This is a genomic window from Psychrobacter sp. M4 (assembly GCF_055699795.1).
This window is the reverse complement of the sequence record NZ_CM146740.1, coordinates 2722837-2743599: the sequence shown is the minus strand read 5'-3', so window position 1 is coordinate 2743599 and position 20763 is coordinate 2722837. Positions and strand designations below refer to the sequence as shown.

11 protein-coding genes, 4 tRNA genes and 3 rRNA genes are annotated in these 20763 nt (G+C 42.8%); 11 read left to right on the top strand and 7 right to left on the bottom strand.

The features are described 5' to 3' along the window. Positions 1-3 precede the first annotated feature (3 nt). The 6 genes from pssA to rrf all read left to right on the top strand — a co-directional run bounded on the left by pssA (position 4) and on the right by rrf (position 7007). Positions 4-915, top strand: coding sequence for a CDP-diacylglycerol--serine O-phosphatidyltransferase (gene pssA / locus ACR63N_RS11360; RefSeq protein WP_367105765.1), 912 nt, complete (start codon positions 4-6; stop codon positions 913-915). 737 nt (positions 916-1652) lie between these two features. Beyond that, positions 1653-3191, top strand: a 16S ribosomal RNA gene (locus ACR63N_RS11355). Positions 3192-3255: 64 nt separating this feature from the next. Further along, a tRNA-Ile gene (locus ACR63N_RS11350) sits at positions 3256-3332 on the top strand. A 92-nt stretch (positions 3333-3424) separates the two neighbouring features. After that, positions 3425-3500 (top strand) — tRNA-Ala (locus tag ACR63N_RS11345). Between the two features lie 397 nt (positions 3501-3897). Beyond that, positions 3898-6769 (top strand): 23S ribosomal RNA (locus tag ACR63N_RS11340). A gap of 123 nt (positions 6770-6892) precedes the next feature. Then, positions 6893-7007: ribosomal RNA gene (gene rrf, locus ACR63N_RS11335) — 5S ribosomal RNA — on the top strand. The 16S, 23S and 5S rRNA genes sit together here with 2 tRNA genes alongside, the layout of an rRNA operon. 358 nt (positions 7008-7365) lie before the next feature. On the opposite strand, the gene ACR63N_RS11330 is transcribed toward rrf, so the two are convergent. The 3 genes from ACR63N_RS11330 to ACR63N_RS11320 all read right to left on the bottom strand — a co-directional run bounded on the left by ACR63N_RS11330 (position 7366) and on the right by ACR63N_RS11320 (position 11843). Further along, positions 7366-8517: a catalase family protein gene (locus ACR63N_RS11330; RefSeq protein ID WP_367106763.1), complete on the bottom strand. Its 1152-nt coding sequence runs from the start codon at positions 8515-8517 to the stop codon at positions 7366-7368. Between the two features lie 373 nt (positions 8518-8890). Next, on the bottom strand, positions 8891-10249 hold the full coding sequence (locus ACR63N_RS11325) for a DUF1501 domain-containing protein (RefSeq protein ID WP_472782042.1): 1359 nt from the start codon (positions 10247-10249) through the stop codon (positions 8891-8893). Positions 10250-10322: 73 nt separating this feature from the next. After that, positions 10323-11843 (bottom strand): hypothetical protein, encoded by a 1521-nt coding sequence (locus tag ACR63N_RS11320; RefSeq protein ID WP_367103810.1) that lies wholly within the window; start codon positions 11841-11843, stop codon positions 10323-10325. A gap of 291 nt (positions 11844-12134) precedes the next feature. On the opposite strand from ACR63N_RS11320, the gene ACR63N_RS11315 reads away from it, so the two are divergent. The 3 genes from ACR63N_RS11315 to ACR63N_RS11305 are packed head-to-tail and all read left to right on the top strand — an operon-like array spanning position 12135 to position 13695. Further along, the gene (locus tag ACR63N_RS11315) at positions 12135-12545 is read left to right on the top strand and encodes an OsmC family protein (RefSeq protein WP_367103811.1); all 411 of its coding nucleotides are present in this window, start codon (positions 12135-12137) and stop codon (positions 12543-12545) included. 1 nt (position 12546) lies between these two features. Then, complete coding sequence (locus ACR63N_RS11310) at positions 12547-13011, top strand: flavodoxin family protein (RefSeq protein WP_367103812.1); 465 nt, start codon at positions 12547-12549, stop codon at positions 13009-13011. 45 nt (positions 13012-13056) lie between these two features. Beyond that, on the top strand, positions 13057-13695 hold the full coding sequence (locus ACR63N_RS11305; protein ID WP_367106883.1) for a DUF938 domain-containing protein: 639 nt from the start codon (positions 13057-13059) through the stop codon (positions 13693-13695). Between the two features lie 35 nt (positions 13696-13730). Here the strand turns inward: ACR63N_RS11305 and ACR63N_RS11300 are convergent, their stop codons facing one another. Beyond that, positions 13731-14525, bottom strand: a complete 795-nt coding sequence (locus ACR63N_RS11300) for a dienelactone hydrolase family protein (protein ID WP_367106768.1) — start codon at positions 14523-14525, stop codon at positions 13731-13733. 253 nt (positions 14526-14778) lie between these two features. On the opposite strand from ACR63N_RS11300, the gene ACR63N_RS11295 reads away from it, so the two are divergent. After that, the gene (locus ACR63N_RS11295) at positions 14779-16866 is read left to right on the top strand and encodes a catalase (protein ID WP_367103814.1); all 2088 of its coding nucleotides are present in this window, start codon (positions 14779-14781) and stop codon (positions 16864-16866) included. Positions 16867-17095: 229 nt separating this feature from the next. After that, the gene (locus ACR63N_RS11290; protein ID WP_472782041.1) at positions 17096-17875 is read left to right on the top strand and encodes an MBL fold metallo-hydrolase; all 780 of its coding nucleotides are present in this window, start codon (positions 17096-17098) and stop codon (positions 17873-17875) included. A 100-nt stretch (positions 17876-17975) separates the two neighbouring features. Here the strand turns inward: ACR63N_RS11290 and ACR63N_RS11285 are convergent. The 3 genes from ACR63N_RS11285 to ACR63N_RS11275 form a co-directional block, all read right to left on the bottom strand. Further along, positions 17976-18051 (bottom strand) — tRNA-Lys (locus tag ACR63N_RS11285). Positions 18052-18355: 304 nt separating this feature from the next. Then, positions 18356-18431, bottom strand: a tRNA-Lys gene (locus ACR63N_RS11280). Between the two features lie 321 nt (positions 18432-18752). Continuing rightward, on the bottom strand, positions 18753-20762 hold the full coding sequence (locus ACR63N_RS11275; protein ID WP_367109056.1) for a MacB family efflux pump subunit: 2010 nt from the start codon (positions 20760-20762) through the stop codon (positions 18753-18755). Position 20763: the final 1 nt, after the last annotated feature.

Genomic DNA, 20763 nt, shown 5'->3' with positions numbered 1-20763 from the left:
TTTATGAGCAACGATACACGTATTGATCCCCAGAATAATACTGCCACTGAGCTGCCACTTAGTGATAATTTAAATAAGATAAGTGATAGTGCAGCGACTCAGCCGCCTTATATTGATGAGCACGAGTTTAATATTCGCTTAGCAGACAACGACAATTACGATGGTCTAACTTTTGAGGTCATTGAAACCGAGGTTGCTGAAGGTAAGCAAGTAGTGAGTCGCGGTGTTTATCTAGCACCTAACTTAATAACTACCTTATCTTTACTATCTGGTTTTTTCTCTATTCTAGCCAGTACCGATGGACGATTTTACCAAGCCTCGTTAGCGATTTTCTTATCAGCCATTCTTGATGGAGCAGATGGCCGCGTCGCCCGCATGCTCAATGCCCAAAGCCCTTTTGGCGAGCAATATGACTCCTTAGCAGATATGTTAGCCTTTGGCATTGCCCCAGCAATTTTGATTTATAGTTTTGCTTTGGAACCATTAGGACGTATAGGTCTCGGCTGCGCGTTTGTCTTTACCGCTTGTGGGGCGTTTCGTTTGGCACGTTTTAACGTTCAAGTTGGTACGGTCGATAAAAAGTACTTTGTCGGACTTGCAAGTCCACTCGCAGCTATCCTAGTAACCTCGGCAGTGATGGTCGCTATTGACCATAACCAATGGGTTGGTGAGTATGATAGTCTCATTATGATCTTGTTCGCTGCTTGGGTAGTTATTTGCGGTTTACTAATGGTCAGTAATGTCAAATACTATAGTTTCAAAGAGTTCGACAAAAAGAAAGTACCGTTTGTGGTATTAATTTTAGGTGTATTAGTTATAAGCATTGCTATCTACGATATTCCAGTTGGTATTTTAGCTATAGGTATTATTTACGCCCTATCAGGTATTGTGACGACGATAAAAAGTAAGATGTAGATTTGAGTGGTAATGATCTATCTAATAGAGTATGGAAAACATGCTACGAATAGCTAATTCAAAAAACATAGATTAAATTTAGAAAACCGCTTGACCCAATCTGAAAGATGCGTATAATGCCACCCAGTCGAAAGGGAAGGCGGGTTAAGGAAGTGGTTTACCACTGACTTATAATTAATAGCGCAGCTATTAACTAACCAGCCGATAGTTTGAAGCCATTATCTAATTAAGATAAAAACTTTAAACGAAATTAAAAATACTTCTTGACTTACCAATTAAAGCGTCTATAATACGCACCTCACTAAGGGATAGAGACAGATTAAAGCTAACAAATTTAGCGAAATCAGAATCTTAACTTACTGAAACAAATGATAAAAAAGCTTGACAGAACATCAAACTATGATATGATAGTCAGCTCGCTAGACAGAACCACCCGTAAGGGATGGGGAGAATTTAGCAAATAGAATACAAGATATACTTACATACTGGACGACAGATGTAGGACACTATTTAAAAGCGAAACTAAAGAACAACTTGTGTGGATTTTTGCTGAGACAGAATGCTAAACATAAAGTTGACTATCTTCTCTTTTCGGGGAGGTAATTAACTATAAAAATTATCATTTAATCAGTAAAGAAACTCGAAGTTAATTCATTACGAACATATACGAAGAGCGTAATTGCCAGATTAGATGAGCCAAGTTTAGTAACCTCTTTAAAGGGTTACATAGCAAGATTAAACTGAAGAGTTTGATCATGGCTCAGATTGAACGCTGGCGGCAGGCTTAACACATGCAAGTCGAGCGGTAACATTTCTAGCTTGCTAGAAGATGACGAGCGGCGGACGGGTGAGTAATACTTAGGAATCTACCTAGTAGTGGGGGATAGCTCGGGGAAACTCGAATTAATACCGCATACGACCTACGGGAGAAAGGGGGCAACTTGTTGCTCTCGCTATTAGATGAGCCTAAGTCGGATTAGCTAGATGGTGGGGTAAAGGCCTACCATGGCGACGATCTGTAGCTGGTCTGAGAGGATGATCAGCCACACCGGAACTGAGACACGGTCCGGACTCCTACGGGAGGCAGCAGTGGGGAATATTGGACAATGGGGGCAACCCTGATCCAGCCATGCCGCGTGTGTGAAGAAGGCCTTTTGGTTGTAAAGCACTTTAAGCAGTGAAGAAGACTCAATGGTTAATACCCATTGACGATGACATTAGCTGCAGAATAAGCACCGGCTAACTCTGTGCCAGCAGCCGCGGTAATACAGAGGGTGCAAGCGTTAATCGGAATTACTGGGCGTAAAGCGAGCGTAGGTGGCTTGATAAGTCAGATGTGAAATCCCCGGGCTTAACCTGGGAACTGCATCTGATACTGTTAAGCTAGAGTAGGTGAGAGGAAGGTAGAATTCCAGGTGTAGCGGTGAAATGCGTAGAGATCTGGAGGAATACCGATGGCGAAGGCAGCCTTCTGGCATCATACTGACACTGAGGTTCGAAAGCGTGGGTAGCAAACAGGATTAGATACCCTGGTAGTCCACGCCGTAAACGATGTCTACTAGTCGTTGGGTCCCTTGAGGACTTAGTGACGCAGCTAACGCAATAAGTAGACCGCCTGGGGAGTACGGCCGCAAGGTTAAAACTCAAATGAATTGACGGGGGCCCGCACAAGCGGTGGAGCATGTGGTTTAATTCGATGCAACGCGAAGAACCTTACCTGGTCTTGACATACAGAGAATCCTGCAGAGATGCGGGAGTGCCTTCGGGAATTCTGATACAGGTGCTGCATGGCTGTCGTCAGCTCGTGTCGTGAGATGTTGGGTTAAGTCCCGCAACGAGCGCAACCCCTATCCTTAGTTACCAGCGGTTTGGCCGGGAACTCTAGGGACACTGCCAGTGACAAACTGGAGGAAGGCGGGGACGACGTCAAGTCATCATGGCCCTTACGACCAGGGCTACACACGTGCTACAATGGTAGGTACAGAGGGCAGCTACACAGCGATGTGATGCGAATCTCAAAAAGCCTATCGTAGTCCAGATTGGAGTCTGCAACTCGACTCCATGAAGTAGGAATCGCTAGTAATCGCGGATCAGAATGCCGCGGTGAATACGTTCCCGGGCCTTGTACACACCGCCCGTCACACCATGGGAGTTGATTGCACCAGAAGTGGATAGCCTAACCTTTTAGGGAGGCGTTCACCACGGTGTGGTTGATGACTGGGGTGAAGTCGTAACAAGGTAGCCGTAGGGGAACCTGCGGCTGGATCACCTCCTTATAGACGGCATTCGCTCAGCAAGAATTCACAACAAGTTGTTCTTTAGTTTAGTTTAAGAAGATATGGGTCTGTAGCTCAGCTGGTTAGAGCACCGTGTTGATAACGCGGGGGTCAGTGGTTCAAGTCCACTTAGACCCACCATTATCTGGGTAAGGCACAAACCAGCAAATCCCCTTTAAGGGATTTACTCTTGCGCTCGGGATGAAGCAGTGCTTCATCTATATCCTCGCTCAGGGGCCATAGCTCAGTTGGTAGAGCGCCTGCCTTGCACGCAGGAGGTCAGGAGTTCGACTCTCCTTGGCTCCACCACTTAAACGAAAAGCTTTTATAGGTTAATACAGAATTAAGTGATCGTAGATGATTATTTAGTTCTGTTTTATACGGAAACCTATACTCTGACGAAGAGATAGGAACTATTTAAAAACATAGATATGAGTCTGGGTTAGGAAGAGCGTGTTCACGCGCACTTTCTAACCTTAATAACTCACCTCTTAACGACATTGTTGTTATCCCAGGGGTGGGTTATTAAAAAAGTAAAGAGAACTGAATCAAGCGTAAACATAGGTGATATCGTTATAATTGCGAGACCAACCTGTTAAGTATTAGATTTATGCATTGGTTAAAACACCTCGGATTACTTCGAGGTTGTCTTTAACCAATAGTAAAACGAAACTTAGCAATTAACCAAGACTACTTGGGGTTGTATGGTCAAGTAATTAAGCGCACATGGTGGATGCCTTGGCAGTCAGAGGCGAAGAAAGACGTGACAGCCTGCGATAAGCTTCGGGGAGGCGGCAATATCCTGAGATCCGGAGATTTCTGAATGGGGAAACCCACTTAGCATAAGCTAGGTATCATATACTTTGTATATGAGGCGAACGAGGGGAAGTGAAACATCTCAGTACCCTTAGGAAAAGACATCAAATGAGATTCCCCAAGTAGCGGCGAGCGAACGGGGAGGAGCCGATTGATACTAGAATAGAAGAACAGATTGGGAAGTCTGGCCATAGTGGGTGATAGCCCCGTATTTTAAATTCTAGTATTGACATATTAAGTAGAGCGGGACACGAGAAATCCTGTTTGAAGATGGGGGGACCATCCTCCAAGGCTAAATACTCCTGACTGACCGATAGTGAACCAGTACCGTGAGGGAAAGGCGAAAAGAACCCCTGTGAGGGGAGTGAAATAGAACCTGAAACCGTGTGCGTACAAGCAGTGGGAGCGAGCTATCTACTTGTAGATAGTCTTGTGACCGCGTACCTTTTGTATAATGGGTCAGCGACTTATATTCTGTAGCGAGGTTAACCGTTTTGGGGAGCCGTAGGGAAACCGAGTCTTAATAGGGCGATGAGTTGCAGGGTATAGACCCGAAACCGAGTGATCTATCCATGAGCAGGTTGAAAGTGCCGTAACAGGCACCGGAGGACCGAACCCACTGTCGTTGAAAAGCCAGGGGATGACTTGTGGATAGGGGTGAAAGGCTAATCAAACTCGGTGATAGCTGGTTCTCCCCGAAAGCTATTTAGGTAGCGCCTCGGACGAACACCATTGGGGGTAGAGCACTGTTTCGGCTAGGGGGTCATACCGACTTACCAAACCGATGCAAACTCCGAATACCGATGAGTGATATCCGGGAGACACACAGTGGGTGCTAACGTCCATTGTGGAGAGGGAAACAACCCAGACCGCCAGCTAAGGCCCCAAATTCCTAGTTAAGTGGGAAACGAGGTGGGAAGGCATAGACAGCTAGGAGGTTGGCTTAGAAGCAGCCATCCTTTAAAGAAAGCGTAATAGCTCACTAGTCGAGTCGGCCCGCGCGGAAGATGTAACGGGGCTCAAACTAGGAGCCGAAGCTGCGGATTTGAATTTGTTTTCAAGTGGTAGGGGAGCGTTGTGTAAGCCTGAGAAGGTGCATTGTAAAGTGTGCTGGAGGTATCACAAGAGCGAATGCTGACGTGAGTAACGATAATGGGTGTGAAAAGCATCCACGCCGGAAGATCAAGGGTTCCAGTCCAACGTTAATCGGGGCTGGGTGAGTCGACCCCTAAGGCGAGGCCGAAAGGCGTAGTCGATGGGAAATCGGTTAATATTCCGATACTTGTTTATGATGCGATGGAGGGACGGAGAAGGTTATGCCAGCCTGGCGATGGTTGTCCAGGTGAAAGGATGTAGGTTTATAGCTTAGGTAAATCCGGGCTATTTTATACCGAGATCTGATAGCAAGCGGTACTTGTACCGTGAAGTGGTAAATACCATGCTTCCAGGAAAAGCTTCTAAGCGATAGTCATAAACGAATCGTACCCTAAACCGACACAGGTGATCAGGTAGAGAATACCAAGGCGCTTGAGAGAACTCTGCTGAAGGAACTAGGCAAAATGGTACCGTAACTTCGGGAGAAGGTACGCTGCTGGAGGTGAAGGACTTGCTCCGTAAGCTTCTAGCAGTCGCAGATACCAGGCTGCTGCAACTGTTTATTAAAAACACAGCACTCTGCAAACACGAAAGTGGACGTATAGGGTGTGATGTCTGCCCGGTGCTGGAAGGTTAATTGATGGGCTTAGCGAATGCGAAGGTCTTGATCGAAGCCCCAGTAAACGGCGGCCGTAACTATAACGGTCCTAAGGTAGCGAAATTCCTTGTCGGGTAAGTTCCGACCTGCACGAATGACATAATGATGGCAGCGCTGTCTCCAGCAGAGACTCAGTGAAATCGAAATCGCAGTGAAGATGCTGTGTACCCGCGGCTAGACGGAAAGACCCCGTGAACCTTTACTACAGCTTTACATTGAACTTTGACCTGACTTGTGCAGGATAGGTGGGAGGCTATGAAACCGAGACGCTAGTCTTGGTGGAGCCAATCTTGAAATACCACCCTGGTCATGTTGGGGTTCTAACTCAGGTATAACAGTACCGAGGACAATGTATGGTGGGTAGTTTGACTGGGGCGGTCTCCTCCTAAAGAGTAACGGAGGAGTACGAAGGTGCGCTCAGAACGGTCGGAAATCGTTCAAAGAGTATAAAGGCAAAAGCGCGCTTAACTGCGAGACCCACAAGTCGAGCAGGTACGAAAGTAGGTCTTAGTGATCCGGTGGTTCTGTATGGAAGGGCCATCGCTCAACGGATAAAAGGTACTCTGGGGATAACAGGCTGATACCGCCCAAGAGTTCATATCGACGGCGGTGTTTGGCACCTCGATGTCGGCTCATCTCATCCTAGGGCTGAAGCAGGTCCTAAGGGTATGGCTGTTCGCCATTTAAAGAGGTACGCGAGCTGGGTTTAGAACGTCGTGAGACAGTTCGGTCCCTATCTACCGTGGGCGTTGGAAATTTGAGAGGAGCTGCTCCTAGTACGAGAGGACCAGAGTGGACGAACCACTGGTGTTCGGGTTGTCATGCCAATGGCATTGCCCGGTAGCTACGTTCGGATGGGATAACCGCTGAAAGCATCTAAGCGGGAAGCCCACCTCAAGATAAGATTTCCCTAAAGAGCCGTTCAAGACTAGGACGTTGATAGGCAGGGTGTGGAAGCGCAGCGATGCGTGTAGCTAACCTGTACTAATTGCTCGTTTGGCTTGACCATACAACACCCAAGTGGTTTGTATCAAGCATTATATCGATATCACCTTTATCCTTGATTCAGTTAGGATAAGTGATACTTAGTCAAATAAGTAAAACAAACACAGACTCATATCTAACCCCCTTTGCTGACGACAATAGCACGATGGCACCACCTGATCCCTTCCCGAACTCAGCAGTGAAACATCGTAGCGCCAATGGTAGTGTGGCTCCGGCCATGTGAGAGTAGGTCATCGTCAGCTCTCTATTCTAAAAAGAGTCATCTCGAAAGAGGTGGCTCTTTCTTTTTACCTTTAATTTAGTCATCACCATGTGACCTACGCAGCCAATCCTATTTAAAGGATTGGCTCTTGCGAACCTGAGGAGGATTAAGCGAAACACTGTTTCGCCCGACGCAAGACAAGAGCTGTGCTCGCAGTTAGCAGTGCTTTGCTTTAACGGCGCTCTCTTCGTTCGTCAGCTCTCTATACTCTAAAAGCCCCCCAACTTGATTGTTGGGGGGCTTTTTTTGCCTTTTATTCTAATATATAAAAAAACCATCATTCTTACGAGTGATGGTTTTTGTCGTTTTAATTTAAACTGTTACTGTGAATAGCATAGTTACTTAGTAGTTGATATATCAAACACTTCTTTCAAACTGTTAGGCTCTTTACGTTTTACACCGTTCATTTTATGACGAGTATCGGAAGAAGTCTTGTAGGCTTGCAAACGCGAGTTTTGAATCACACCAATAGGACGGTTCTCTTCTAAACATCTAAAAGTCGTGAAAGTAAGATCTTCTATCGCTTCAATATTGCCATCTTCTGGCACATCCTGACAAGGTATGGTCAAATTTGCGACCGTAACAAAAGGCGCATCAGACTCATCCCATTCTTGAGTCAGCTTCTCGATAGGTTGCTTCTTAAGATTACGACATAATTGTATTTGTACGTTGAACTGATAATCATGTTCTTGAATCTCTTTAATGATAGCAGGACGAATAGCTTCATCCTCTGTGAACAAATGAATGTCACGACGTTTGATTTTGGCAGCAGAAGCTTTGGTAGGGGTTACTCTTATTTTCCCCATATAATCGCCATGACGACAAGCACCTTGTGAGAAATAATCATATAACCAGGCATTTTTTGGTGGAATAGTAGCCAGCTTTCTAAACGCGTTTAAGGTTCTTACTCCTTCTGCGTCAGGAAACTCTTTGCCGTACTTAGTGAGCCAATTGAATACTAGCTTGCCTTTACCGAGCAGGCCATCACCTAAATAGCCGTTTAGCTCAAAATTCAGTTTAGACAAATAACCATAATCAGCTAAGCTATTGGTAAAAAAGATAGGACCATTCACTAAAGCATAATCGAAAGTGGTGCAATCTTCTTCGCCGGGTGTTAGTTTCTTGCCGGGCACATCGAATACTTTGATAGCTAGTCCCTGTCCTAAACCTAGTCTTCTATCAGCGTCGACACCTGCCGCTGCATTAGAGAAACGAATGACAGCATCGTGAATACCTGGCTTAGCATACAAGCCTTGTGCAAATTCTTTCGGCAAGTTATCTAGAATTTCAAACTTAGCTTTTAGACCGCAATAGCTTTTGGCATGAACAGAGCGAGTGTGATAATCAATGTCATTGGCTTCTTTACTTTTTTTGACGTACGCGCGAATATCAGCGGTGATCATCTCCATAGTTTGCTTATCTTCTGGACTTAGAATGGTATATTTCTCATCGAATTTAACGTATTTGGGTTTAAACAGTTTTTTTAGCATAATCAGCTACCTATGTGTTAATGAGTTATAATCTAAAAGCTTAACTATTTTATAAAAGTTCGGCAGCCAGTCTTAGTGTTAAGTATTAGTAATATGTAAAGAAATATTGTTACGTTTGCTGTCGAGGAAGATTAGAAAGGTGCATGTAATCATCGTTGAGACAGCTGGTAAAGCTTAAAATCAGCTTTACCATTAACCCAAATTAATTGGTTCCATTTCAATTTTTTAAATGATTTTAGGCTTGATCTAATAAGCGTGATAGAACTAGCACAAAATAACAAAGCTTGCCAAAATTAGATTCTGGCAAGCTTCGTTATTGTTAAGTTGCTATCAAAACAACATTTACACTTAAGATTATTTCTCTAGAAATGAATTAGCTAGACATGAAGCCTAAATCTGTATTGTTAAACTTATGCAGATTAGGCGCTACCATAGCTAGATTGTTATCTGCGACACCAAACCATTTAGCCAAAGTCGCTGAATACTGATCAATAGATGTCGTAGGTAGCCATATACCTTGACCGACATCAGTGGCTGTATTCAAACCAATTTCCGGTGCTTCACCATAGAAATCTCTACCTTTCACCGCGCCGCCCATAATAATATGATGAGCTCCCCAACCATGCTCCGATCCATCACCATGGCTGTTAAAAGTTCGACCGAACTCTGATATAGTGAACGTCGTGACATTCTGAGCAACTCCTAATTCTTCAGTAGCTTCATAGAAACTTGCTAATGCATTATCAAGTAGACCCATCAACTTACTATGCCGACCAAGTAGATCATTATGTGTATCGAACCCTTTAAGTTTTACAAAGAATATCTGACGTTTGACACCTAGATTGTCTCTTGCTTTGATAAGTGAAGCTACTGTTTTTAACTGCTGTGCCAATGCATTTTCAGTGGGAAATTTGGTTGAAATAGTTTCGGCATTCTGTAGCGCAGATAGTATTATTGATTCATTAGCAGAGCTTGCAACTACATTATCATCGTTATCGTCAGATGAAGTAAATAAATTATTCACTGCTTCTGAAAAACTCGTCGCACCAGATGCTTGTGACCCCTCATTAATACTTTTAGTACTTTTGATACCATCAGCGGTAACTCTCAATGGATTGGTGTTTTTGCCTGTCAAAAATACAGTATCCTCATCGGTACTAATACAAGAAAACGCTCCATGCGAATTTTGTTTTAGCATGGCATCACCAATTTTTCCGCCCCAGCCTTCTCTAAACAAATCCGAAGCTGTGCTTTGCCAATTTTGCTTTTGATTAAAGTGCGCAAACAAACCCCTAGGCAACGCTACTGATCGCTTTTTATACTGATCCAACGAAGTAGGTTGTACTAAAGAACCTACATTTTGTAGGATTGCTAATTTTTTTAAGTGAAATAAGCTATTTAAACGCTTAAGATTGGGATTAAACCCCCATTTTAGACCGCCTGCTAAATTGGTTGTGGGTATTAGAGGTAGTAAAGTGGACTGATCCAAAGCAACATCTTGACGTATGTTACGGTAAGTTGCATAGTTAGATGGGTCGATAGGAATCAAAGTGTTGGTTTGATCATTGCCGCCGTCTAATAGGACACAGACTAAGGCTTTATAATCTGAGCCTGCTGTTGCCGCTCGCGCTTTGTTCATAGCTGATAAGTTGAGCGCCATAGGTGCCACAACACCAGCACCCGCTAAATAGCTTAAACGCTGTAAAAAGGCTCTTCTTGATAACTCGTTCATGATAACTTTCCTATAATCTTTGTCATTTTATTACGTATTAAACTGTTGATTTACAATATAGCTAAAGATATCATTAACTAAGATTCCGAGTGCCTTCTACATTTGTGACATTGATATTAGTTGAAGAATTGATTTCAATGTTTGTAACTCTGTTACCAACTTCAGTTTTGATATTTCTGACCACACAGTCTTTACCAAGAGCAATAAACGTGCTAAAGGCTTGTGTATTGTTTAGGGTAATATTCTGAAACGTACAGTCTTCAAGTAATCTCTCATAATCTATGCATGCAATAACGCGGTTATTATGGGTACAACCTTCAACCTTAATACCTCTGAATACGCGCTGATTAGATTTTGATGCCAGTCTGATGTATGGGGCGTCTCCATTATGATTACCTTCTTTAATCATCAGACAGTTACGAATAGTAATATCAAGGTAGTTACGATTGTTACGATTGTTATCTTGTATGATGATCTGTCGACCATCATACGAGTCGCTAGCAGTGATAAACTCAATACCTTCATAAAGCACATCGCCCCATTGATAAGCGGTGCTAGGGGGTTCAATATCAGCAAGGTATAAACCGCCATAGGTCGGTCGAGGATCACTGTTTCTAGGGTTTGTAGAATAGACATATACGTCTTTTTCAAATCGAACGACACCGTTCTTAAGCGTTATGCCAATACCTGAGGCAATAGTAATGCAGTTTCTGTTGGATGGACCTATTTTGAAATCACTGGCTTCAAAGTTCATTGCACTGTTGCCGCGTAGGTATAAGCTATCGTATATTGCACCTTCAGTGGTAAAGTTACTAAACTTACAATTCTTGCCCCATATCCACATGCAATAGATAGATGTGGCCAATCGGCTGTTAGAATCCGCATTCCTTATGGTTTGACCTCTAAAATGAACGCCTGTAGCTTGAAAGCCATCTCCTTCTTCACGAACTTCCAGCACTGCTGCACTAGATTTAGCATAAAAGTAGGTTTCACCCGTACCGAACAGCCGAATATTGGGCACTCTAGGTTTTAGCGCTACCTCATACCTACCATCTGGAAATACAATGTTGGCACCTCCGCGCCTAGCTGCATCCTCAAGCGCTTCTTCAGGCGTATTATAATTGTTGTTATAATAGATAGTATCTTGATTAGGGTCAGGGTATACGCCCTCAAGCTCAGTTTCGGAGTATATGCTATCAGGGTCAATATCAGAGGATATGTCCCCAAGATTTTGACTAGGTACTCCTTCGCTATCCTTTACAAACATACGGTTGTGTTGAGAGGCAGGGCCGCCATTCATATTGAGGCGTGCATAGTGAGCATTTCTAGGAATGGTAACAGTTATACTGTCTAAATATCTGTCTCTTGCAGATACTCGTCTTATAAATCTTCTGTTGCTATCGTAATAGGCAATACTGTTAAAGGTATCAAGACCTCTGCGTTGTTCGCTAGAGATGGTATATTTAGCGCTTGGCTCTACTTCAATGAAGTCAGATGTATCATAATTGGGACTGATAATCATTCTACCATCGTTTTTGATCACTCTATTTTCTGTGACCGTATCTAAGTTTAACAAATTCTGACCAATACTCATGAACACTCCATTCATTAATATAATTTCGTTTTACATAAATCCGTTTTATGTATGCTGAGGAATCAATGCTCAGCTTTAACTTTAGCTTCAATAACGCGGGTGTGAGTATAGTCCAGCTTTCTTACTATAAAACCCGTGGCAATTGCAAAATTGTAGCAATCAAGTTTTAATAATTACGTTGATTTGTATAAGTTTTATACTAATGTAAAATGGTGTAATAAAATCATTTCATACAAGTCTTACTATTAGTAAGCATAATGATCAAGACCAACAATTATCGAAGAGAAATCTATGACAACTTCAAAAGTAACTTATAAAGGTGACCTACGCACCATTGCCGTCCATTTACAATCTAATAACGAAATCATTACTGATGCACCAACTGACAATCAAGGTAAAGGTGAGGCTTTTTCGCCAACAGATCTACTAGCAACCAGTCTAGCCAGTTGTATGCTCACTATTATTGGTATCAAAGCAAGAGATATGAAGATTGATATTGCAGGGACTAGCGCTGAGGTGACCAAAGTGATGGCAGCTGATCCAAGACGCGTTAGTGAAGTGCATGTGGTTATAACATTTCAAAACAAGTTAGATGCTAGAGTCCAAAAAATATTTTATAACACGGCGTTGACTTGTCCGGTGGCTAATAGTCTGCATCCTGATATTGTGCAAAATGTGACTTTTAATTACGAGGGTGACTGATATGACCTCTAAAACGCTACTTATTGTCGCTCATACGCCATCGCCTAATACCAAAAAATTGGCGCAAGCAGCTTACAATGGCGCTAATCATCCAGATATAGATATCAGTGTGATATTGAAATCGCCACAAGACACTCAGCCCGAAGATGTACTTACAGCTGATGCTCTGCTTTTAGGAACGACTGAGAACTTAGCTTATATGGCAGGACTGACTAAAGATTTTTTTGATCGCTGTTATTATCCGGTGCTTGAGAAAAAACAAGGCATGCCCTTTGCTTTATATATTCGTGCAGGACAAGATGGCACGGGGACTAAACGTGCGATGCAAACTATTATCACGGGTTTGCGCTGGAATCAAATCCAAGACACCCTTATCTTAAAAGGGGAATGGCAAGATGAGTTTATTGGGCAGGTAGAAGAGCTTGCGATGACGCTAGCAGCTGGTGTAGAGGCGGGTATCTACTAGCGACTAATATAATTATGAACTGAACTAGCAGTGAGAAAGAATATAATGCAAGATGCAGGTAGGTTACCATTTTCACAAGCTTGTGAGAATAATAAAGATGCTATTCTAAAAGTACTACAACAAGAATTGCAAGAATATACTCACGTATTAGAAGTGGGATCAGGCACAGGTCAACATAGCGCTTACTTCGCACCCAATTTACCACATCTACAGTGGCAGACCAGTGATGTTATTGATAATCATCATATTATAAAGGCTTGGCATAACGCTTATCCTACGTCTAATCTATATGCGCCTTTAACGTTTGATCTGAGGACAGATGCTTTACCTAAATCAATGACAGGTAAGCTTTACGATGCAGTATTTACCGCCAATACTTTGCATATTATTGCTTGGTCTTTAGTTGAAAATTTATTTAAGTTGGCCGCAGAGGCGTTACCTACAAATGGTAAACTTATTATTTATGGACCATTTAATGAAAATGGACACTATACTAGTGCCAGCAATCAAAGTTTTGATTTGTCCTTGAGGCAGCGTGATCCTAGCAGTGGCATCCGCAATAAAGAAGATATTATCATCTTGGCAAAACAGCATCATTTAACCTTGGGTAATCAATATCAGATGCCAGCAAACAATCAAATTCTAATTTTTAAAAAGATAAAACGGTTAAGAGCTGAAGAGTAGCCTTGCAACTAAAAACTACTCTTCAAAGATATAAACTATTTGTAAGTATTTTCTAAAAAGTTTAAGTAGCGATTCCAAGAGCGTTTATCTGCGCGCTCATCATACCTATCAGGGTTATTGAAGTCAGTAAATGCATGAACTGCGCCGCTATAAGTGATCATTTCATGCGGTACTTCACTGGTCTCTAAAGTCTTGCCAAGCGCAGCAAATTCATCAAACGGAACGGCTTCATCAGCGGTACCATGAAAAACTAAAATCTCACCCTTAACGTTATTATAATTTTGACCCGCTGGCGTATCTAAGCTGCCATGAAATGGGACAAAGGCTTTTTGCTCAAATCCTGAGCGTGCAAGCTCCAAAGCCACACCGCCGCCAAAGCAATAGCCCATCGTTACACCCTCACGCACATTATTGCCTTGTGCTTGTCCAGCATTCAAAGCTCCTGCAAGTAAGCGGCGCATTTTACCACGATCGTCATACAGCTCAGAAGTAAGACGTTTTTTATCTTCCATTTCAGTTGGGCGAACGCCTGTCCCAAACAGGTCAGCTGCTAACACATTATAGCCTTCGGTAGCGAGCATATCGGCACGTTTCTTTTCATAATCGGTTAAGCCGTCCCAATCATGAATCAAAAGTATAAAAGGTGCATTTGGTCTATCTGCTTTAGCGTAATAGCCTTGATAAGGCTGGTTATCTACGGTATAGGTAATGTCTTTAGTAGTAATGGCTGATGCAGTCTGACTAACAGTCAATACAATGACGCCTAGTGAGGCTCCTAGCAGGAAGCGACGATAATTAGAAGTAAACGTGTGCGAAGGAATAGATAACATAGATGGCCTCATAAATTAAGTGAAGTATAGATTTTTAGGAGATAATACTCAAAAACAGTATTTAGAAGTAGCAAGGCTTAAGTTAATTCCTCTTAATAGTATCATGCACCAGAAAAACTATGAAATACTCTTTTTTGGGTGCAATCTTTAACTAAATATCAACAAGGTTAATCATGTATATAGCTGTTTTTTTAGGTAATATTACTGGTAGCTCTTTTTGGAGCACATTTTAATTTACTAGCTAGGATGCATGATGAAAACAAATATTGATCATACTGACCCCGCAAAAGATATGAACACTGAACGTGGCAATGGTGGCGAGACGCACCAGCGTGCAGGTGACAATGATAAATCTTTGACGACACAACAAGGTGTGGTTATCGCAGATAATCAAAACTCATTAAAAGCAGGTAGCCGTGGTCCAACATTACTAGAAGACTTCGTAATGCGCGAGAAAATCAACCATTTTGATCATGAGCGTATCCCTGAGCGTGTGGTTCATGCTCGTGGTAGTGCTGCGCATGGTTATTTTGAGTTGACTGAATCATTAGAAGAATATACTACAGCAAAGATTTTGACTGAAACTGGCAAACAGACGCCACTATTTACGCGTTTTTCTACGGTTGCCGGTAATAAGGGCTCAAAAGATACGCCGCGTGATGTTCGCGGATTCTCAGTGAAGATGTATACTGAAGAGGGTAACTGGGACTTGGTTGGCAACAACATGCCCATCTTCTTTATTCAAGATGCCATCAAGTTTCCAGATTTGATTCATGCGGTCAAGCCTGAGCCTGATCGCGGTTTTCCGCAAGCGGCTTCTGCGCATGATACCTTCTGGGATTTTGTCTCACTAAGTCCTGAGACTATGCACAATGTCATTTGGCTCATGAGTGATCGTGCCTTGCCGCGTAGCTTTAGTATGATGGAAGGCTTTGGTATTCATAGTTATCGCCTATTAAATAAAGAAGGTAAGAGTACTTTTTTCCGTTATCACTGGAAGCCAGTAGCAGGCGTGCAATCACTCATTTGGGATGAGGCAGTCAAAATCTCTGGTGCTGATCCTGACTACAACCGTCGTGATATGTTTGAGGCCATCGATAATAAGATGTATTTTGAATGGGAACTAGGGGTTCAGCTCTTTACTGAAGAAGAAGCTAATGAGTTCCCATTTGATCATTTAGATGCCACTAAGCTGATTCCAGAAGAAATGGTACCTGTAAAAATCATCGGTAAAATGGTACTAAACCGCAATCCAGATAACTTCTTTGCTGAAACGGAGCAAGTCGCCTTCTGTCCGTCACATGTACCACCAGGAATCGATTTTAGTAATGATCCACTATTGCAAGGTCGCCTATTTAGTTATCTAGACACGCAACTGATTCGCTTGGGTTCACCGAACTTTGTGCAAATTCCAATCAATGCACCGAAATGTCCGTTTGCCAATAATCAGCAAGATGGCCATATGCAAATGCAAGTACCTAAAACTCGCGTGCTCTATGAGCCACAAAGTCTAGATCTAGATCGTCCACGCGAGAATCCTAAAAAAGGTTTTGAGTCGTTCCATGAGAAGCTAGATGATGGCGTTAAAGGACGCGTACGTGCTGAAAGCTTTGCTGATCATTATAGTCAGCCACGTATGTTCTATCATAGCCAGACACCAGCTGAACAGGCGCATATTGCTTCTGCTTATGCTTTTGAGCTTGGTAAGGTAGACACGCCGCACGTACGTACTCGTATGCTTAGCCATCTGATCAATATCGATGAAGATTTAGCTAATCGTGTGGCAAAAGCGTTGGGTATGAAACTGCCAGAAGCGGCGGAGCCTGCGGCGCCAGTATTGGATATGGCAACCTCAGAGCCACTGCAAACGATTGGACGTACACCTAAATCTTTACAGGGTCGTTTGATTGGTATCTTAGTAGCTGAGGGTTCAAGTCATGAACAGGTCAAAAAGTTTGAAGATGCTGTAAATGGTCAGGGCGGTATGGTAAAACTCGTCGCTCCTACCAAAGAAGTAGAATTAGACGATGGTACGCGCGTGCAAGCTGATGAGCGTGTTGCTGGTGCTCCGTCAGTCTTCTTTGATGCGGTAGTTAGTATCATTATGCCTGATCAAGCTAAAAAACTTGCTCAAGATAGCTCAACCTTGGACTGGTTTACCGATGCCTATGTACATTGTAAAGCTATTGGTTATTGCCCAGCGACAGATGAGTTTATCTTAAGTAAGCTGCCTGTTGAAAAAGATAGCTTTGTAACCCCGCTTGATGAGATGGATAGCTTTATTGAAAATGCTAAATCACGTCTATGGGAGCGTGAGCCAAAGGTTCGTGACTTGGCTTAATTAATATCAATTGACAAAAAATACTTATTAACTTTATTTAAAACTCAGTCTTAGCACTGGGTTTTTCTTTGTGTGTATGATCGGAAAATATATAGTCAAAAAATATATAGTCACAAGCGTTCACTGAAAATAACTTAGTTATAAAGTATCAACGATATAATAAAGAAAACCAAGCTCAGATTGATGAAATATTAGAGCTTAGTAATTTTTCTTTAGTCAGGGAAGATCGATGAGTTTATGTGAAATTGTACATTTAGAGGGTTATATTCAAAGCATCTATCTAGCTGTATACCCAGATAAACTATTGCTGCTTGATGGCTGCTGTCGTCCTGATGTGTCATTAGTGACTAATTATATTGAACAGACACTTCGTCGTCCACTTAATGACCTAAAGGTAGTTATGGTCACTCATATGCATCCAGATCACGTAGGCGGGGCAGTGAAGCTCAAAGAAGTAACGGGCTGCCAGATTGTAGCTGCTCATAAACAACGACAATGGTATAGCGGCGTAGGAGGGCAATTGATGCATTTGATAGATATCAGCCTTGCGCACTATGTAGCTCGGCGTAAAGGTCTTTCGATTAAAAACCTATGGTATCCAGCGTATCTGTATCCTGATGTTACGGTTCAAGATGGTGATAATATTCCAGGGTTTGAGGACTGGCAGGTATTAGAAACGCCTGGGCATACCGATCGAGATTTGTCCTTATTTCATAGACCTAGTCGTCAAGTTTATACGGCTGACCTAATTATTAAGCTTAAGCACAAATTTGTCGCGCCGTTTCCTATCTATGATCCTAAGGTATATATAAAATCTTTGCAAAGAATTAAAGATTTGAAGCCCTCTAAAGTCATGATGGCGCATGGATATGAGTTAGCCATCGATGCTGAAACTTTTGATAAACTGATTTCTCAAGCGCCCAAACAGCCGCGTACGGTAAAAGATACTATCAAACATAAGCTGCTATGGGGACACAGTAATGATTTTAGTTTCCGTAAGCGCCGCTAAGTTTATTCAAGATGCTATAGTTGCCTATAAACGATGACTTGATATAACTGAACAAGAAAAAGCCCCACTACCAATAAAGTAGTGGGGCTTATCTAATATATGGTGGACCGACCGCGACTCGAACGCGGGACCAATTGATTAAAAGTCAACTGCTCTACCAACTGAGCTATCGGTCCTGAAGAGCGTATAAAAAAAGCACTGCTTTTTTAGCTCTGCAAGAGAAAATCCCTTAAAGGGGATTTTCTAAAAACTTTGCGTACAACCTAAACTTATCAACTAAGATCTTCGCAAGGGAAATCCTTTAAATAGGATTTCCAAAATCCCTGCATACAATCAATGTATATGATTATTTGCAAGAATAATTTCCTTAAAGGGAAATTATGTAAAACTTAGAGTTCTAAAAGAATTCACAATTTTGTAAATCCTTAATCTATTATATTGATACCGGATAGGGTAAAACACATAATAAATCTAGTAATATGGTGGACCGACCGCGACTCGAACGCGGGACCAATTGATTAAAAGTCAACTGCTCTACCAACTGAGCTATCGGTCCTGAGAACCGTGAAAAAAACGTTCATAGAACGTTTTTAGGTTCGCAAGGGAAATCCTTTAAATAGGATTTTCAAAAACTTTACTATCAAACGATTACTTACTTGAAAGCTATTTATTAAAATCTTCTATCCACATTCAGATAAGACATCTCGCTAAACGTGAGAGCACATTATATATATTATTGTGATAATTACAACCCTGCATTAGCAGAAAAATGCAATTTCTAGGTGAAATTTACTGTATTTTTTGTATTGGACTTTATTTATATTCTATAACACGGTTTCTATAGGAGTTTGGAGAGAAAACTATTTAGGCGATCAAATTAATCTCTAGAAAGTGCTTCAACAGGATCAAGCTTGGCAGCATTACGAGCGGGCAAAAAGCCAAAAATAATACCGATAAGCGTCGAGCAAACAAAGGCGGCAATAATTGAGGTTGGCGAATAGATGACTTTAAAACTATCCCCACCAACACGATTAATCAATTCACCAATAGCAAAAGCCAGCCCAATGCCAAGTAGGCCGCCTAAAATACACACCAATACTGCTTCAATCAAAAACTGCTGCATGATATCACTTTGACGCGCGCCAACGGCCATCCGTACGCCAATCTCATTGGTACGCTCCGTCACAGATACTAACATAATATTCATGACGCCAATGCCACCAACGATGAGAGAGATAATAGCAATAGAGGATATTAGTAGTGTCATCGTGCCAGTCGTAGCTTCAATAGTTTGCCGAATGGAGTCAGAATTGCGAATACGAAAATCATCAGCACCGTGTCGACCCTCTATCAGCGTAGATATCGCAGTTTCTGCGGCAGAGGATGAAATACTATCATCAATTAGCGCCACAAAACGCTCGATAGTGGGACTACCTACCAGACGCGACATCATCGTAGTGTAGGGCATGTATAGTGTCGGTGAGTCCACTTGTCCACCAAAACCACTGTCATTAGGTTCAAGAACACCAATTATCCGTCCCGGTACACTACCAATCAAGACCACCTCACCGATAGGATTAGCATTATTAGGAAAAAAGGTTTGTTTGGCATTATCATCAATAATGATATCTTGAGTGCGCGTCAAGATGCTTTGCTCATCGAAACCTTGACCTTGCGCGAGCGTCTCACCGCTAACCGCGAGATAATCTTTACCAACCCCGCTAATGCTTGCTGCCTCTTGGACATTGCGATAGCGCACATTCATATTAGTATCAAGTTGCGGGCTGACGCTGGTGACATAAGGTTGGTCAGCGACTGCTTGCGCATCTTGCGGGGTTAGGTTGTCATCGTTATAGCGCCGTCTGGGATCGCCCCAAGGATAGCCGTCGATGACGGTAATGGTATTGGTACCAAGCGAGCTGATATTGGCCAATATCTGCTCTTGTGAGCCTTTACCTAAACCGACAACGGAGACGACTGACGCAATACCAATAATGATACCTAGCATGGTCAAAAGCGTACGCATTTTATGCGCGCGCATAGCCAGCAAAGACATCTTAAAGGCTTCAAATAAGCGATCAATAAAACTGCTAAGCTTACCCTTACGATGCTTATCAAGTATAGCTTCTGGCCTAGCTCTATCGTCACTTTGAGCTTGCTGATAATGCTCGGTTTGATAGTCCTCAATGACGTAGCCATCTTTGAGCTCAATCACCCGCTCGGCTTGCTGGGCAAGACCGGGGTCATGAGTAACCATGATGATGGTGTGACCTTGCGCCTTTAGATCGTGCAAGATTTTCATGACATCTTCGCCAGATTTGCTGTCGAGAGCGCCCGTTGGTTCATCGGCTAAAATAATGTCGCCGCCATTCATCAGCGCGCGCGCAATAGAGACGCGCTGCTGCTGACCACCTGATAGCTGGTTAGGACGGTTGTTAACTTTGTCGCTAAGTCCTAAGTTGCCAAGCAAAGTCTCAGCACGATCGCTACGAGCTTGTCCATCCATACCTGCATAAACAGCAGGTACAGAGACATTGTCGCGCGCGTTGATATCACCTAAAAGATGATAACGCTGAAAAATAAACCCAAAGTGCTCGCGGCGCAGTTTGGCAAGCTCGTCGGCATCAAGGCGACTTACAGGCTGTCCAAATATTTTATATTCACCAGCCGTCGCTTGATCAAGGCAGCCCAAGATATTCATCAACGTTGACTTGCCAGAGCCTGATTGACCGATGATGGCAACCATCTCACCTTGATGGATGGTCAGGTCGATATCATGCAGCACGCGAATGGTTTGCTCGCCAGCAGGGAACTCTTTAATCAGGCCCTTAACTTGCATCAAAGGCACATCTGTCAAAGGTTTGGAAGGAATGGTTTTGCTGTCCATG